We start from the raw sequence: 15,352 nt of genomic DNA on the forward strand, positions 1-15,352 counted from the left end.
ATCCTCAACTGGAAACAAATTCAGGAGACCGCGGTGCCTCAGGAAGCGCCCTTGCTGACTTCCTCGACCACGCTCTTCGGTGCCTCGGCGTAACGGCCAAACTCCATCGAGTACGTCGCACGGCCCTGGGTTGCAGAACGCAGGTCGGTGGCGTAGCCGAACATCTCGGACAGCGGCACCTCGGCCTTGATCTGCTTGGAACCACCGGCGGTGTCTTCCATGCCCTGGACCATCCCGCGGCGACGGTTCACGTCACCGATGACGTCGCCCATGTACTCTTCCGGCGTCTCGATCTCGACGCTCATCATCGGCTCGAGCAGGGCCGGAGAGGCTTTCTGTGCGCCTTCCTTGAAGGCCATCGAACCGGCGACCTTGAACGCCATCTCGTTGGAGTCGACCTCGTGGTACGAGCCGTCGTACAGCGTGACCTTCACGTCGACCATCGGGTAACCCGCGATGACGCCGTTCTGCATCTGCTCCTCGACACCACGCTCGACGGCCGGGATGTACTCCTTCGGCACCACGCCACCAACGATCTGGTTGATGAACTCGAAGCCTTCGCCTTCCTCGTTCGGCTCGATGCGGAGCTTGACGTGACCGTACTGGCCGCGACCACCGGACTGGCGAACGAACTTGCCGTCCTGCTCGACCGATCCGCGGATCGTCTCGCGGTAGGCCACCTGCGGCTTGCCGATGTTCGCGTCCACCTTGAACTCGCGACGCATGCGGTCGACGAGGATCTCGAGGTGCAGCTCGCCCATGCCGGAAATGATGGTCTGGCCGGACTCTTCGTCGGTGCGGACACGGAAGGACGGATCCTCCTGGGCCAGACGACCGAGGGCCTGGGACATCTTTTCCTGGTCCGACTTGGTCTTCGGCTCGACGGCAACGGAGATAACCGGGTCCGGGAATTCCATCCGCTCGAGGATGATCGGATCCTTCGGATCACAAAGCGTCTCACCAGTGGTGACGTTCTTCAGACCGACCGCGGCGGCGATGTCGCCCGCGTAGACCGACTTGACCTCTTCACGGCTGTTGGAGTGCATCTGCAGGATACGGCCGATGCGCTCGCGGTTGCCCTTGGTCGAGTTCAGGATGCCGTCACCGGCGTTCACCACTCCCGAGTAGACACGGAAGAAGGCCAGCGAACCGACGAACGGATCGGTCATGATCTTGAACGCCAGGGCAGCGAACGGCTGGTCGTCGCCGGTCTTACGACGGGCTTCGGTGCCGTCCGGCAGTTCGCCCTTGATGTCCGGAACTTCGGTCGGAGCCGGCAGGTATTCGATGACCGCGTCGAGCAGACGCTGGATGCCCTTGTTCTTGAACGCGGTGCCGCAGAGCGCCGGGATGATCTCGTTCTCGAGCGTGCGCTGACGGATGCCCTGCTTGATCTCCTCGTCGGAGAGCTCGCCGTTCTCGAGGTACTTCTCCATCAGCTCTTCGGAGGACTCGGCGGCCGCTTCGATCATCTCTTCGCGGTACTGCTCGGCCTGCTCCTTGAGCTCTTCCGGAATCTCCCGCTCGTCATAGGTCATGCCCATGTCGTCGGTGTTCCAGTAGATCGCCTTCATGCGGATCAGGTCGACCACGCCCTCGAAGTTCTCCTCGGCACCGATCGGGATGACGATCGGCACCGGGTTCGCGCCCAGACGCTTCTTGAGCTGATCCATAACGCGGAAGAAATCGGAGCCCTGACGGTCCATCTTGTTGACGAACGCCAGACGCGGCACGCCGTACTTGTTGGCCTGGCGCCATACGGTCTCGGACTGGGGCTGAACGCCACCGACCGCACACAGAACGAACACGGCCCCGTCGAGAACCCGCAGCGAACGCTCCACCTCGATGGTGAAGTCCACGTGCCCCGGGGTATCGATGATGTTCAGGCGGTGCTTCTGGAACTGCTGATCCATCCCCTGCCAGAAGGCAGTCGTCGCCGCCGAGGTGATGGTGATGCCGCGCTCCTGTTCCTGGTCCATCCAGTCCATGGTGGCAGCGCCGTCATGCACCTCACCAATCTTGTGGGACACACCGGTGTAGAACAGAATGCGCTCGGTGGCCGTGGTTTTGCCGGCATCAATGTGCGCCATGATGCCAAAGTTGCGATAGCGCTCGAGCGGAGTCGTACGGGACACGAAAAGTACCTCTTAAATAAAGCGGCGGATTACCAGCGGAAGTGGGCGAAGGCCTTGTTGGCCTCGGCCATGCGGTGCGTGTCTTCACGCTTCTTGACAGCGGAACCACGACCTTCGGCGGCATCCGACAGCTCACCGGCCATCTTCTGGGCCATGGTCTTTTCACCACGCTTGCGGGCGGCCTCGATCAGCCAGCGCATGGCCAGCGACGAACGGCGCACCGGGCGCACTTCCACGGGCACCTGATAGGTGGCACCACCAACACGGCGGGACTTGACCTCGACCGACGGAGCGACGTTTTCCAGCGCCTTCTCGACGACGTCGACCGGGTGACCCTTGCCCTTGGACTCGATCATGTCCATCGCGTCGTACAGCAGACGCTCGGCAACGGCCTTCTTGCCGCTGAGCATGATCATGTTGATGAATTTAGCGACGGTTACGTTGCCGAATTTCGGATCCGGCAGAATCTCGCGCTTGGGGACTTCTCTTCTACGGGGCATGTCAAATCCTACCGTTGATTAGTTCTTCGGACGCTTGGCGCCGTACTTCGAACGACCCTGACGACGCTTCTCGACACCCTGGGTATCGAGGCTGCCGCGGACGACGTGGTAACGCACACCCGGGAGGTCCTTTACACGACCGCCACGGATCAGCACGACCGAGTGTTCCTGCAGGTTGTGACCCTCACCACCGATGTAGCCGGTGACCTCGTAGCCGGACGTCAGGCGCACACGGGCAACCTTACGCAGGGCCGAGTTCGGCTTCTTCGGGGTGGTGGTGTAAACGCGCGTGCATACGCCGCGACGCTGGGGGCAACGCTCCAGCGCCGGCACGCTGGTCTTTTCGACCGCACGCTTGCGCGGCTTACGCACTAGCTGATTAATAGTAGCCATGTATCCGTATTCTCCGACCAAAAACTAGCACGACGGGCCCAGTCGCCCGCCGTAAAGGGCAGTGATTCTAAGCAGTTGCCGCGTTGGTGTCAACGCGACATCATTCCTCGTTGCCGGTCTCCTCGCCGGCTGACTCAACCTCGGCGACTTCCGCCGGCGCACCGAACAGCTCGTTGGCCTGATCCAGTGCCGCGTGACGCTTCCGGCGGCGCTCCTCGTGGTGCGCCAGACCGGTACCCGCCGGGATGAGACGACCGACGATGACGTTCTCCTTGAGACCGCGCAGCTCGTCGCGACCGCCGCGGGTGGCGGCGTCCGTGAGCACGCGAGTGGTCTCCTGGAACGACGCCGCGGAGATGAACGACTCGGTGACCAAGGAGGCCTTGGTGATGCCGAGCAGCATCGGCTCGTACTTCGCCGGGAACTTGCCGTCCTTCTCGAGTGCCGCGTTCTCCTCGACCAGCCGCGCCTTGTCGACCTGATCGCCACGCAGGTAACCGGAGTCGCCCGATTCGCTGATCTCGACCTTGCGCAGCATCTGGCGAACGATCACCTCGATGTGCTTGTCGTCGATGCCAACGCCCTGCAGGCGATAGACGTCCTGGATCTCCTTGACGATGTAGTTCGCCAGGTCGGCAATACCGCGCAGTCGCAGGATGTCGTGCGGCGCGAGTTCGCCATCGGCGATGATCTCGCCCTTGTCGACATGCTCGCCCTCGAAGACGTTGATCACGCGGTACTTCGGAATCAGCTCCTCGTGCTGCTCGCCGTTCTCGTCGGTGATCACCAGGCGCTGCTTGCCCTTGGTCTCCTTGCCAAAGCTGACCGTACCGGTGTGCTCGGCCAGGATCGCCGGCTCTTTCGGCTTGCGTGCCTCGAAGAGGTCGGCGACGCGCGGCAGACCGCCGGTGATGTCGCGGGTCTTCTGCGATTCCTGCGGAATGCGCGCGACCACGTCACCCACCTGGACTTCCGCCCCGTCGGTGATACCGATGATCGCGCCGGCCGGCAGCACGTAGATCGCGGGGATCTCGGTGCCCGGCAGGTTGACGGCGTTGCCGTCGCGATCGACCAGGGCGATCGCCGGACGCAGATCCTTGGCGGTGCCGGAACGCTGCGACGGGTCGATAATGATCTGCGACGACAGACCGGTGATCTCGTCGGTCTCGGTCTTGACAGACTGGCCGTCGACGAAGTCCGAGAAGCGAGCGAAGCCTTCCACTTCACTGACGACCGGGTGCGTGTGCGGGTCCCAGTTCGCCAGCGTGGTGCCGGCCTCGACCTTGTCCCCGTCCTTGACGCGGATGACCGAGCCGTACGGCACCTTGTAGCGCTCACGCTCGCGGCCCTGCTCGTCGAGCATGCCGAGCTCGCCCGAGCGGGTGACCGCCACGAGATCGCCGTCACGGTTCTTGACCGTCTTGAGGTTGTGCAGGCGAACGCCGCCGGCGGCCTTGTTCTCCACCGAGCTGGCTGCCGCCGAACGCGACGCCGCACCACCGATGTGGAAGGTCCGCATGGTCAGCTGGGTGCCCGGCTCGCCGATGGACTGGGCGGCCATCACGCCGACCGCCTCGCCGAGGTTGACCGGCTCGCCGCGTGCCAGGTCGCGACCGTAGCACTGGGCGCAGACGCCGTGGCGTGCCTCACAGGTGATCGCGGAGCGTACCCACACTTCGTCGATGCCCGACTGTTCGATGCGAGCGACGGTCGCCTCGTCGATCAGCGTGCCCGCCGGCAGCAGAACTTCCTCGGTGCCCGGCACGACCAGATCCTTGGAAGTCACGCGACCCAGGATTCGGTTACCCAGGCCCTCGACCACGTCGCCACCTTCGATCACGGCGGTCATCTTCAGACCATCGCTAGTGGTGCCGCAGTCGTCGGAGGTCACCACCAGGTCCTGCGCCACGTCGACCAGGCGGCGGGTCAGGTAACCGGAGTTGGCGGTCTTCAGTGCGGTGTCGGCCAGACCCTTACGCGCCCCGTGGGTCGAGATGAAGTACTGCAGTACGTTCAGACCCTCGCGGAAGTTCGCGGTGATCGGCGTCTCGATGATCGAGCCGTCCGGCTTGGTCATCAGGCCGCGCATGCCGGCCAGCTGACGGATCTGCGCGGCGGAACCACGCGCACCGGAGTCGGCCATCATGAAGATCGCGTTGAACGAGTTCTGGGTGACGTCGTTGCCGTCCTTGTCCTTGACGGTGTGCGCGCCCAGCTGCTCCATCATCGAGCGGGAGATGGAGTCGTTGGCGCGCGACCAGATGTCGACCACCTTGTTGTAACGCTCCTTTTCGGTCACGAGACCCTGACCGTACTGGTCCTGGATCTCCTTGACCTCGGCCTCGGCGGCGGCCAGCTCGGTGTCCTTCGACTCCGGCACGATCATGTCGTCAGAGCAGATGGAGATGCCCGAGCGGGTCGCGTAGCGGAAGCCCATGTACATCAGCTGGTCGGCGAACACCACGGTGTCCTTCAGGCCGAGGTGACGGTAGACGTAGTTGAGCAGTGCCGAGATCGGCTTCTTGCCCATGTCCTTGTTGATCTGCTCGAAGGGAATGCCTTCCGGCACGATCCGGTAGAGCAGCGCACGGCCAACGGTGGTCTCGACGATCGCGGTCTTCGATTCGACCGTGCCGTCTTCTTCACGGGTCCAGTCGCGCAGACGAACGCGTACCAGCGCGCCGAGCTCGACCTGACCGTTGTCGTAGGCACGCTGCACTTCCTCGGAATCGGCGAAGATCATGCCTTCACCGCGTGCGTTCACCTTGGACCGGGTCATGTAGTAGATGCCCAGCACGATGTCCTGCGACGGCACGATGACCGGGTCGCCGGAGGCCGGCGACAGGACGTTGTTCGTCGACATCATCAGCGCGCGCGCTTCCGACTGCGCCTCGAGCGACAGCGGCACGTGCACGGCCATCTGGTCGCCGTCAAAGTCGGCGTTGTAGGCCGAGCAGACCAGCGGGTGCAGCTGGATCGCCTTGCCCTCGATCAGGGTCGGCTCGAACGCCTGGATGCCCAGACGGTGCAGGGTCGGCGCGCGGTTCAGCAGCACCGGGTGCTCGCGGATGACTTCCTCGAGCACGTCCCAGACCTCGGCGCCCTCGCGCTCGACCAGTTTCTTGGCCGCCTTGATGGTGGTGGCCAGGCCGCGACGGTGCAGCTTGCCGAAGATGAACGGCTTGAACAGCTCGAGCGCCATCTTCTTGGGCAGACCGCACTGATGCAGGCGCAGGGTCGGGCCGACCACGATGACCGAACGGCCCGAGTAGTCGACACGCTTGCCGAGCAGGTTCTGACGGAAGCGGCCCTGCTTGCCCTTGATCATGTCGGCAAGCGACTTGAGCGGGCGCTTGTTCGTGCCGGTCACGGCGCGGCCGCGACGGCCGTTGTCCAGCAGCGAGTCGACCGACTCCTGCAGCATCCGCTTCTCGTTGCGCAGGATAATGTCCGGCGCGTTGATCTCGAGCAGGCGCTTGAGGCGGTTGTTGCGGTTGATGACCCGACGATAGAGGTCGTTGAGGTCACTGGTCGCAAAGCGGCCGCCGTCCAGCGGCACCAGCGGACGCAGGTCCGGCGGCAGTACCGGCAGCTGGGTCATGACCAGCCACTCCGGACGGTTGCCGGAGGCGCGGAACGACTCGAGCAGCTTCAGGCGCTTGGTGATGCGCTTGATCTTGGTCTCGGAGCCGGTCTCGGCCAGCTCGTCGCGCAGCTTGAGGATCTCGTCGTCGAGGTTGATCTCCTTGAGGAGCTTCTGGATGGACTCCGCGCCCATGCCAGCCTCGAACTCGTCGCCGAACTGCTCGAGCGCCTCGATGTACATCTCGTCGGTGAGCAGGTCGCCCTTGTTCAAGGTGGTCATGCCCGGCTCGGTGACGATGAACGCCTCGAAGTACAGCACGCGCTCGATGTCGCGCAGCGTCATGTCGAGCAGCAGACCGATGCGGCTCGGCAGCGACTTCAGGAACCAGATGTGGGCGACCGGGCAGGCCAGCTCGATGTGGCCCATGCGCTCGCGACGCACCTTGGAGAGAGTCACCTCGACACCACACTTCTCGCACACGACACCGCGGTGCTTGAGGCGCTTGTACTTGCCACAGAGGCACTCATAATCGCGCACCGGACCGAAGATCTTGGCGCAGAACAGGCCGTCCCGCTCCGGCTTAAAGGTGCGGTAGTTGATGGTCTCCGGCTTCTTCACTTCGCCGAACGACCAGGAACGGATCATCTCCGGGGAGGCCAGCGAGATACGGATGTGGTCGAAGTCCTCTTCGCCGACCTCGTGGTTCATCAGATTAAGCAATTCTTTCATTGACTACCTGCCTAACGTGTTCTGTCACACGGCACCATGGGCCCGGGAGTTACCCGTCGGGCCCATGCCCCGGAAATCACTCGTCGTCTTGTTCCAGCTCGATGTTGATGCCCAGCGAGCGGATTTCCTTCAACAGCACGTTGAAGGACTCCGGCATGCCGGCATCCATGCGGTGATCGCCATCGACGATGTGCTTGTACATCTTGTTCCGGCCGTCGACGTCGTCGGACTTGACGGTCAGCATCTCCTGAAGCGTGTAGGCCGCACCGTACGCCTCGAGTGCCCAGACCTCCATCTCGCCGAAGCGCTGACCACCGAACTGCGCCTTGCCGCCCAGCGGCTGCTGGGTGACCAGGCTGTACGGACCGGTCGAACGCGCGTGCATCTTGTCGTCAACCAGGTGGTTGAGCTTCAGGATGTACATGTAGCCGACCGTGGTGTGGCGCTCGAACGCCTCGCCGGTACGGCCGTCGTACAGCTGCACCTGGCCGTTCTCCGGCACCTCGGCGAGCTTGAGCATGTGCTTGACCTCGTCCTCGATCGCGCCGTCGAAGACCGGCGTCGCCATCGGCACGCCCTTCTTGAGGTTGCCGGCCATTTCGATCAGCTCGTCGTCGGTCAGGCTGTCCAGATCGACGGTCGGCTCCTCGCGGTGGTTGTAGACCTTGTCGAGGAACACACGCAACTCCTTGACCGCCTTCTCGCGCTCGAGCTTGAGGCGCTTCTCGATCTGGTGACCCAGACCACGCGCCGCGAAGCCGAGATGCGTCTCGAGAATCTGACCAATGTTCATCCGCGACGGAACACCCAGCGGGTTGAGGCAGATGTCCATCGGCGTGCCGTCTTCCATGTACGGCATGTCTTCCTCGGGGACGATCATCGAGATGACGCCCTTGTTGCCGTGACGGCCGGCGAGCTTGTCGCCCGGCTGAATGCGACGCTTCACGGCCACGTAGACCTTGACCATCTTCAGCACGCCCGGCTGCAGGTCGTCGCCCTGCTGGATCTTGCGCTTCTTGTCCTCGAAGCGTGCCTCGGCGTCTTCCTTCTCGCGCTCGAGCTGGGCCTTGTATTCCTCCAGCGCGCTGGCAGCGGCGTCGTCCTCGACGCGGATCTCGAACCACTTGGTCGGGTCGATCTTGTTCAGCTGCGCGGCGGTGATCTTGGCATTGGCCTTCACACCGGTCGGGCCGCCCACGGCGACCTTGCCCAGCAGCAGTTCACGGACGCGGGCCTGAATGTCGCCCTCGATGATGCGCATGCGGTCCTTGAGGTCCTTGCGCACCGCGTCGAGGTCGGCCTCTTCGATCGAACGAGCGCGGCTGTCCTTCTCGATGCCGTCACGGGTGAAGACACGGACGTCGATGACGGTGCCTTCGATGCCCTGCGGCACGCGCAGGGAGGTGTCCTTCACGTCGGACGCCTTCTCGCCGAAGATGGCTCTGAGGAGCTTTTCCTCCGGGGTGAGCTGGGTTTCGCCCTTCGGCGTGACCTTGCCCACCAGGATGTCGTTCGGGCTGACCTCGGCACCGATGTGCACGACGCCGGCCTCGTCCAGCTTGTTCAGCAGGTTCTCGGCGACGTTCGGGATGTCTGCGGTGATCTCTTCGGCGCCCAGCTTGGTGTCACGAGCGACACAGTTGAGCTCCTCGATGTGGATCGTGGTGAAGCGGTCTTCGCGCACCACCCGCTCCGACATCAGGATCGAATCCTCGAAGTTGTAGCCGTTCCACGGCATGAAGGCACAGAGGATGTTCTGCCCCAGCGCCAGCTCGCCCATGTCGACGGACGGACCGTCGGCGAGGACATCGCCCTTCTCGATGTTGTCACCGACCTTCACCAGCGGACGCTGGTTGATGCAGGTGTTCTGGTTCGAGCGGGTGTACTTGGTCAGGTTGTAGATGTCGACACCGACCTCACCCTGGGTGGCCTCCTCGGCCTTCACCCGGACCACGACGCGCGAGGCGTCGACGCGGTCGACCACGCCGCCACGCTTGGCAACCACGCAGGCGCCGGAGTCGGTCGCGACCACGCGTTCCATGCCGGTACCGACCAGCGGCTTGTCCGCCTTGAGGGTCGGCACGGCCTGACGCTGCATGTTCGAGCCCATCAGGGCGCGGTTGGCGTCGTCGTGCTCGAGGAACGGGATGATCGACGCGGCCACCGACACGATCTGCTTCGGCGAAACGTCCATGTACTGGATCTCGGACGGATCCGAGAGCATGAACTCGCCCGATTTACGCGCGGAGATCAGCTCGCCGGTCAGGCGCCCTTCCTCGTCCAGCGGCGCATTGGCCTGCGCGATGGTGTACTTCTCTTCCTCGTAGGCCGACAGCCAGTCGACGTCGGCGGTAACCTTGCCGTCGACCACCTTGCGGTACGGCGTCTCGAGGAAACCGTAGGTGTTGGTCTGGGCGAACACGGCCAGCGAGTTGATCAGACCGATGTTCGGACCTTCCGGGGTCTCGATCGGGCAGACACGGCCGTAGTGCGTGGTGTGGACGTCACGCACCTCGAAGCCGGCGCGCTCGCGGGTCAGGCCACCCGGCCCAAGTGCCGAGATCCGACGCTTGTGCGTGACCTCGGACAGCGGGTTGTTCTGGTCCATGAACTGCGACAGCTGCGAGGAGCCGAAGAACTCCTTCACCGCGGCAGCGACCGGCTTGGCGTTGATCAGGTCCTGCGGCGTCAGGCCCTCGCTCTCGGCCTGAGTCAGGCGCTCCTTGACGGCACGCTCGACACGCACCAGACCGATGCGGAAGACGTTCTCGGCCATCTCGCCCACCGAGCGGATGCGACGGTTGCCAAGGTGGTCGATGTCGTCGGTCTTGCCGTTGCCGTTACGGATGTTGATCAGCTCGATCAGCACGTCGAGGATGTCGGACAGATCGCCGCTCTGCTCGACGCGCTCCTTGGCCACCTCGTCGCCGGACTCGGCCAGGCCACGGAAGTACTTGGCATCGTAGAGGATGCCCGGGCCCTGGTCGCTTTCGCGCTCGAGTCGACGGTTGAACTTCATGCGGCCGACCTCGGACAGGTCGTAGCGCTCCTCGGAGAAGAACAGACCGTGGAACAGGCCTTCGGCGGCATCCTTGGTCGGCGGCTCGCCCGGGCGCATCATCTTGTAGATCTCGACCATCGCCTCGAGCGGGGTGGTCGACGGATCGTTGCGCAGGGTCAGCGACATGTACGGGCCGCGATCGACCTCGTTGTAGTACAGCGTCTTGAAGGACTCGATGCCGGCCTTCTGGAAGCTGGCCAGCATGTCCTCGGTGATCTCGTCGTTGGCGTTGGCGATCACTTCGCCGCTGTCGGTGTCGACCACGTCCTTGGCGAGCGTCCGGCCAACGAGGAACTCCTCCGGCACCGGCAGGGTCTCAATCTCGGCTTTCTTAAGTTCGCGGACATGCTTGGCGGTGATCCGCTTGCCGGTCTTGACGATGGTCTCGCCGTTGACCTCGATGTCGAAGGCCGCATCGGTGCCCTTGAGGCGCTCGGGGACGAGCGCCAGCGACAGGTTCTCGCCGTCGACGCGGAACTCGTCGTGCTCGAAGAAGATGTCGAGCATCTCCTCGTTGTTGTAACCCAGCGCGCGCAGCAGAATCGACGCCGGGATCTTGCGACGACGGTCGATGCGGACGTAAACGAGGTCCTTCTGGTCGAACTCGAAGTCGAGCCAGGAGCCACGGTACGGGATGACGCGGGCGGAGAACAGCATCCGCTTGGAGCTGGTGCTCTTGCCCTTGTCGTGGTCGAAGAACACGCCCGGCGAGCGGTGCAGCTGAGAGACGATGACCCGCTCGGTACCGTTGACGACAAAGGTGCCGCTTTCGGTCTGCAGCGGGATCTCACCCATGTAGACATCCTGCTCGCGGATGTCCTTGACCACTTTGGAACCTGCGGGCGCTTCCTTGTCATAGATAACGAGACGCAGCTTGACGCGCAGCGGCGCCGAGTAGGTCAGGCCACGGATCTGGCACTCGCGCACGTCGAACGCCGGCTCGCCGAAGTGATAGTCGACGTAGTCGATTTCAGCATTGCCCGAATGGCTGGCGATCGGAAACACCGAGCTCAGCGCCGCATGCAGACCGATGTTGCGACGCTCCTTCTGCTTGACGCCCTGCTGCAGGAAGCCCTCGTAGGACTTCACCTGCGTGGTCAACAGATAGGGGACCGGCAGAACCTCGGCTCGTTTGCCGAAGTCCTTGCGGATTCGCTTCTTCTCAGTGAATGAATAGCTCATCTACTTTCCTCGTCGGGACAATCTGAGTGTGATCGCCAGCGAACTGGCGATGCACGCCGTGGCGCGCGGGGACCCATTCCCCCTGGGTGGAGCGGCACGGGTCCGCTCCGGGCAACCTTTCGGGATCAGACCGGTGATCCGATCACGAAAGGCGGCCCAACAAGCACATAAAGGCCGGCGACCCGAAGGCCACCAGCCCGTACCTGGGTGCTGTGGTTAAGCGACCCTTGCACTCGTTTACTTGAGCTCGACGGAAGCGCCTGCCTCTTCGAGCTTGGCCTTCATGGAGTCGGCCTCTTCCTTCTCGACGCCTTCCTTGATGGTGCTCGGAGCGCCTTCTACCAGCTCTTTGGCTTCCTTGAGGCCGAGACCGGTCAGCTCGCGGGTCGCCTTGATGACGGCAACCTTGTTGGAGCCGAACGAGCTCATGACCACGTCGAACTCGGTCTGCTCTTCAGCGCCACCAGCGGCTTCGCCACCACCGGCTGCCGGAGCAGCGGCTACGGCTGCAGCGGCGCTTACGCCGAACTTCTCTTCCATGTCGGAGATCAGCTCAACGATCTCCATGACGGACATGTTGGAGATTGCTTCGAGAATATCGTCTTTTGTAACTGCCATGATTGAGTACCTGAAAAATGATGAAAAAGGTTAAGCCGCTTGTTTCTGGTCGCGAACGGCTGCCACGGTGCGGACCAGCTTGCCCGGTACCTCGTTGAAGGTACGAGCCAGCTTGGTGACCGGCGCCTGCATCGTCGCCATGAGTTGCGCGAGCGCTTCCTCACGGGTCGGCAGGCTGGCAACGCGATCGAGAGCGGAAGCCGGGAGGAGTTCGCCACCCAAGGACACGAACTGGACGTCAAGCGCTTCCATCTCCTTGGCAGCGTCCTTCATCAGACGCGCCGCGGAGCCCAGGTCGTCCATCGAGAACGCGAGGATGAGCGGGCCGCGCAGGGCCTCGGTCATGCATTCGTACTCGGTGCCTTCCAGGGCGCGCTTGGCCAGGGTGTTCTTGACGACACGCAGGTAAACACCCTGCTCGCGTGCCTTCACACGCAGCTCGGTGACCTGCGAGACCGTCAAGCCTCGATACTCGACGCCAACCGCCGAGTAGGCCTTGGATGCAACCTCGGCGACTTCGGCGACAACCAGCTTCTTACGATCGAAGGTTAGTGCCACGTCTCTTACCTACGGTTGCGAAGGGACAAGCCCTTCATGATTGGAAATTCGGTTCGAAACCCGTTCGAACCGCCCTTCTCAACGGCCACCCAGACATGTATTCATCGGGACTCTAGCCGTCTGCGCAGGCTTTCGCGATTAAGCGGGAGAGCGAACTCGCCCGCGCCTGCGGTCTTTGACGCCACCGGCACTCGTGCCGGCAGTCCAAAGAACGTAACCGGCCCCGACGCAAGGTCGAGGCCGGCAATTCGTCATATAACGCGCTTACTCGGCGATCGAACCCTGATCGACCGACAGGCCCGGCCCCATCGTGGTGGAGACGGAAACGCGCTTCATGTACACACCCTTCGCGCCGGTCGGCTTGGCCTTGTTCAGGTCGCCGATCAGTGCGTTGAGGTTCTCGATCAGTGCCGCCGGCTCGAAGTCCACCTTACCGATGGTGCAGTGGATGATGCCGTTCTTGTCGGTGCGGTAGCGCACCTGACCAGCCTTGGCATTCTTGACCGCATTGGCGACGTCCGGCGAGACGGTGCCGACCTTCGGGTTCGGCATCAGACCGCGCGGGCCGAGGATCTGACCCAGCTGGCCGACCACGCGCATCGCGTCCGGAGAGGCGATGACGACGTCGAAGTCCATGCGACCCTGCTTGACCTCTTCTGCCAGGTCCTCCATGCCGACGATATCGGCACCGGCTTCCTTGGCGGCCTCGGCGTTCGCACCCTGGGCGAACACGGCGACGCGCACGTCCTGACCGGTGCCGCGCGGCAGCACGGTCGAGCCACGAACCATCTGGTCCGAACGACGCGGGTCAACGCCCAGGTTGACGGAAACGTCGACCGACTCGTTGAACTTGACGGTGGAGAGCTCTTTCAGCAGGGAGAAGGCTTCTTCAGCACCGTACTGGCGATTGCGATCGATCTTCTCGGCGATCAGCTTCTGACGCTTGCTCAGCTTGGCCATCTCACACACCCTCCACGTTCAGGCCCATGCTGCGGGCGCTACCAGCGATGGTGCGCACACGGGCGTCGAGATCTTTCGCCGTCAGGTCCGGCTCCTTCGTGGTGGCGATTTCCTCGAGCTGCGCTCGGGTCACGGTGCCCACCTTGGTCTTGTTCGGCTCGGCCGAACCGCTCTTGATGCCCACGGCCTTCTTCAGCAGGACGGCCGCCGGCGGGGTCTTCATGATGAAGGTGAACGACTTGTCCTGATAGACAGTGATCACCACCGGGACCGGAAGGCCCGGCTCGATGTTGCCCGACGCCGCGTTGAACTCCTTACAGAAGCCCATGATGTTGACGCCGTGCTGACCCAGCGCGGGACCGATGGGGGGTGACGGGTTGGCCTGGCCGGCCGGCACCTGAAGCTTGATATAAGCTGAGACTTTCTTAGCCATGATGACCTCTCGTGTGGGTAGATAGCGCCCGGCTCGCGGCCAGGCTCCCCGTTAGTCGACTGATCAGGTCTTCTCGACCTGGTCGAAGTTGAGCTCCACCGGAGTGGAACGCCCGAAAATACTGACGGCCACGCGCAGGCGGCTCTTCTCGTAGTTGACTTCCTCGACCGTGCCGGTGAAGTCGTTGAACGGGCCGTCGCAGACCCGAACCATCTCGCCGACGTCGAACAGCGTCTTCGGCTTCGGCTTTTCGGTGGAGTCCTTGACCCGATTGAGGATCTGGTCGGCCTCGCGCTCGCTGATCGGCGTCGGCTTGCCGCCGGAGGTGCCGATAAAGCCCAACACCCGTGGCACCGACTTGATCAGGTGCCACGCCTCGTCGGTCATCTCCACCTGGACCAGCACGTAGCCCGGGAAGAACTTGCGCTCGGAACGACGCTTGACGCCATCGCGCATCTCGACCACCTCCTCGGAGGGGACGAGAATCTCGCCGAACAGATCCTGCAGGCCGGCGCGCTCGATGCGCTCCTGCAGCGCCTTCTTGACGCTGTTTTCGTACTGTGAGAACGCCTGGACGACGTACCAGCGCATCGCCATGCTTAAGCCTCCTAACCGGTAATGCTGCGAACGATCCAACCCAGCAGCGAGTCGACGCCCCAGAGGAACAGGCCGATCAGGATGACGAGCAGAATGACCACGAGGGTCGTCTGCGTGGCCTCCTGACGCGTCGGCCAGACCATTTTCTTGACCTCGAGCCGCGAGTCGAAGGTGAACTGCCAGATCGACCGCCCGACAGCCGTGGTGTATGCCACGGCGATCGCGAGCCCCGCTCCCGCCACGACGGCCAGAATACGCAGGAACAGCGGTTGGCCTTCAAGCAGGTAATAGCCCACGATGCCGGCCAGGATCAGCGCGATCGCGATGGCGATCTTGACCGAATCCAGACCGGAGGACGTGGACTGCACGGACTTTTCCGACATGTTAGGAACTCACGCTTCAAAGACAGCACCCGCCGGCCGGCGAACCGGGCCCGGCGGGCACCCCCTGCACGGAAGTGGCAGGGCAGGAGGGACTCGAACCCCCAACCTACGGTTTTGGAGACCGTTGCTCTGCCAGTTGAGCTACTGCCCTAGTGTTTTTCGCCTACCGCGAAAAAAGAGCGCGAAGTCTATCCGACTCCGCGCCTCGACGCAACCC

At 63.3% G+C, this 15,352-nt stretch carries 11 protein-coding genes and 1 tRNA gene; all 12 read right to left on the reverse strand.

The window, feature by feature from the left end:
• Positions 1-38 precede the first annotated feature (38 nt).
• Positions 39-2,135, reverse strand: a complete 2,097-nt coding sequence (gene fusA / locus LV476_RS07025) for an elongation factor G (RefSeq protein WP_250074750.1) — start codon at positions 2,133-2,135, stop codon at positions 39-41.
• A gap of 29 nt (positions 2,136-2,164) precedes the next feature.
• A complete protein-coding gene (rpsG, locus tag LV476_RS07030; RefSeq protein WP_136867910.1) occupies positions 2,165-2,635 on the reverse strand; it encodes a 30S ribosomal protein S7 in 471 nt (156 codons plus the stop codon).
• An 18-nt stretch (positions 2,636-2,653) separates the two neighbouring features.
• Positions 2,654-3,028 carry a 30S ribosomal protein S12 gene (gene rpsL, locus LV476_RS07035; protein WP_250074752.1) on the reverse strand — a complete coding sequence of 125 codons (375 nt, stop codon included), beginning with the start codon at positions 3,026-3,028 and terminating at the stop codon, positions 2,654-2,656.
• A 100-nt stretch (positions 3,029-3,128) separates the two neighbouring features.
• Complete coding sequence (rpoC, locus tag LV476_RS07040) at positions 3,129-7,343, reverse strand: DNA-directed RNA polymerase subunit beta' (protein WP_250074754.1); 4,215 nt, start codon at positions 7,341-7,343, stop codon at positions 3,129-3,131.
• Between the two features lie 76 nt (positions 7,344-7,419).
• Positions 7,420-11,586 carry a DNA-directed RNA polymerase subunit beta gene (rpoB, locus tag LV476_RS07045; RefSeq protein WP_250074755.1) on the reverse strand — a complete coding sequence of 1,389 codons (4,167 nt, stop codon included), beginning with the start codon at positions 11,584-11,586 and terminating at the stop codon, positions 7,420-7,422.
• Positions 11,587-11,823: 237 nt separating this feature from the next.
• Positions 11,824-12,204 carry a 50S ribosomal protein L7/L12 gene (gene rplL / locus LV476_RS07050; RefSeq protein ID WP_250074758.1) on the reverse strand — a complete coding sequence of 127 codons (381 nt, stop codon included), beginning with the start codon at positions 12,202-12,204 and terminating at the stop codon, positions 11,824-11,826.
• A gap of 30 nt (positions 12,205-12,234) precedes the next feature.
• The gene (gene rplJ, locus LV476_RS07055) at positions 12,235-12,762 is read right to left on the reverse strand and encodes a 50S ribosomal protein L10 (RefSeq protein ID WP_250074761.1); all 528 of its coding nucleotides are present in this window, start codon (positions 12,760-12,762) and stop codon (positions 12,235-12,237) included.
• 264 nt (positions 12,763-13,026) lie between these two features.
• The gene (rplA, locus tag LV476_RS07060) at positions 13,027-13,722 is read right to left on the reverse strand and encodes a 50S ribosomal protein L1 (RefSeq protein WP_250074763.1); all 696 of its coding nucleotides are present in this window, start codon (positions 13,720-13,722) and stop codon (positions 13,027-13,029) included.
• A gap of 1 nt (position 13,723) precedes the next feature.
• Complete coding sequence (gene rplK / locus LV476_RS07065; RefSeq protein ID WP_250074765.1) at positions 13,724-14,155, reverse strand: 50S ribosomal protein L11; 432 nt, start codon at positions 14,153-14,155, stop codon at positions 13,724-13,726.
• A 63-nt stretch (positions 14,156-14,218) separates the two neighbouring features.
• Positions 14,219-14,752, reverse strand: a complete 534-nt coding sequence (gene nusG / locus LV476_RS07070; RefSeq protein WP_250074767.1) for a transcription termination/antitermination protein NusG — start codon at positions 14,750-14,752, stop codon at positions 14,219-14,221.
• 11 nt (positions 14,753-14,763) lie between these two features.
• The gene (gene secE / locus LV476_RS07075) at positions 14,764-15,135 is read right to left on the reverse strand and encodes a preprotein translocase subunit SecE (protein ID WP_250074769.1); all 372 of its coding nucleotides are present in this window, start codon (positions 15,133-15,135) and stop codon (positions 14,764-14,766) included.
• 75 nt (positions 15,136-15,210) lie between these two features.
• Positions 15,211-15,286: transfer RNA gene (locus LV476_RS07080), tRNA-Trp, on the reverse strand.
• Positions 15,287-15,352 lie beyond the last annotated feature (66 nt).

The organism is Guyparkeria hydrothermalis (assembly GCF_023555385.1).
Lineage (GTDB): Bacteria > Pseudomonadota > Gammaproteobacteria > Halothiobacillales > Halothiobacillaceae > Guyparkeria > Guyparkeria hydrothermalis_A.